This is a genomic window from Mycobacterium sp. 852002-51163_SCH5372311, from assembly GCF_001667115.1.
Classification (GTDB): Bacteria; Actinomycetota; Actinomycetes; order Mycobacteriales; family Mycobacteriaceae; genus Mycobacterium.
Map to the genome: position 1 here is coordinate 1 of NZ_LZIJ01000155.1, position 1,842 is coordinate 1,842.

Genomic DNA, 1,842 nt, shown 5'->3' on the forward strand with positions numbered 1-1,842 from the left:
CCAGGTCCTCCGCGGCCGGCGCCGGCAACGCCGTGCTGGGCTGGGCCTGCACAGCCGGGTCATCAACATCAAGGACCAGCAGATCAAACCCGTCCAACCGGGGCCGCAGATCCGCGGTGGTGATCGCGGCGACCGGCACAGCGTCGGTGATCATGAACTCGATTCGCGCCGATGGCAGCGCCGGATCGATCGGCAGATACGCCGCCCCCGTCTTCAACACCGCCAAAATCGCCACCACAGCCTTCGCCGACCGCGGCAAGAGCAGCGCCACACACTGTCCCGGCCCCGCCCCCTGCTCGGCCAACAAGTGCGCTAACCGATTAGACGCCTCATCCAGCTCGCGGTAGGTCACCGACCGGCCCTGCCCTACCAGCGCCACCGCCTCCGGAGCACGCGCCACCTGGGCGGCAAACAACACCGGCAGCGACACCGGCGCATTGCTCGGCTCCGTCAACGCCGCCCGATTACCAAGCGCGTCCAACCGAGCCCGCTCACCCGCACCCAGCACATCCACCGATGACAACCGCCGTCCGGGATTGGCTGTCAACGCCACCAACACCCGAGCCAACCGCCCAATCAGCGCCTCGATACTGGCCGCATCGAACACATCGGTGCGAAACTCAACCGTTCCGCCGATGCCGGCGGGCTCACCAGTCTCGGTGAAGCGTTCGGCCAAAGAAAACGCCAAATCCATGCGTGCTGTCTGGGTCTCCACGGGCAGCGAACTGAGACGAAGGTCCCCCAACACCAGCTCCGCAGCGGGATCGCTGTTTCCCGCATACTGCCAGCTCACCATCACCTGAATCAGGGGATGATGAGCCAACGACCTTGTCGGGTTGAGCCGCTCCACCAGCACCTCAAAGGGCACATCTTGGTGCTCGTAGGCGGCCAGGCTGCGGGCGCGCACCTGAGCCAGCAACTCGGCGGCGGTCAACTCACCTGTCAGCTCGACGCGCAGCACCAAGGTGTTGACGAAGAACCCGACCAGTTCATCGAGCGCCGCATCACCACGTCCGGCGATCGGGAACCCCACCGCGACATCGGCGCTGCCGCTGAGCTTGGCCAACAGCACCGCCAAGGCGGCCTGGATCACCATGAAACTGGTCGCGTTGTGCTCCCGACCCATCTCGCGCACCCGTTGCTGCAACTCCACCGGCCAGTCCACGACCACACTGGCCCCACGCTGATCGGCCACCAAGGGATAAGGCCGATCGGTGGGCAGCGTCAGCCGCTCGGGCAACCCGGCCAACGCCTGCTCCCAATACGCCAGCTGCGCGGCGATAGGGCTGTCGGGATCGGCCAGATCACCCAGCAATGCGCGCTGCCACAACGTGTAATCCACGTACTGGACCGGCAACGGCGCCCAATCCGGGGCGTGCCCGGCGCACCGGCTGGCATAGGCAATACCCAGATCACGCAACAACGGAGCGATAGACCACCCATCGGCGGCGATATGGTGCACCACGGGCACCAATACATGGTCCTCGTCACCAAGACGGAAAAGTGTTGCCCGCAACGGGATCTCACACGCCAGATCGAAACTGTGACGCGCTACCGCGCCGATGGCCTCATCCAGTCGCGTTGCCGGCCAGCCGCCGGCATCAACCACGTCCCACCCGAAATCGGCCCGCTCGACAGGCAGCACCACCTGCTGGGCAATCCCGTCGGGCGCCACGAAGACCGTGCGCAGGCTTTCATGGCGGCCCACCACATCACCGAGCGCCGCACCTAAAGCGGCGGCATCCAGCTTGCCGCGCAGCCGCAGCGCGGTGGCCATGTTGTACACCGGGGAGGGCCCCTGCAACTGGTCGATAAACCACAACCGCTGCTGGGCAAACGACA

The 1,842-nt window shown here is 66.0% G+C and carries 1 protein-coding gene; it reads right to left on the reverse strand.

Going from position 1 to position 1,842, the window contains the following annotated elements; genetic code table 11:
* Positions 1-1,842: condensation domain-containing protein (locus A5791_RS17630; protein WP_156661435.1), on the reverse strand; the 1,842-nt coding region annotated here is incomplete at both ends.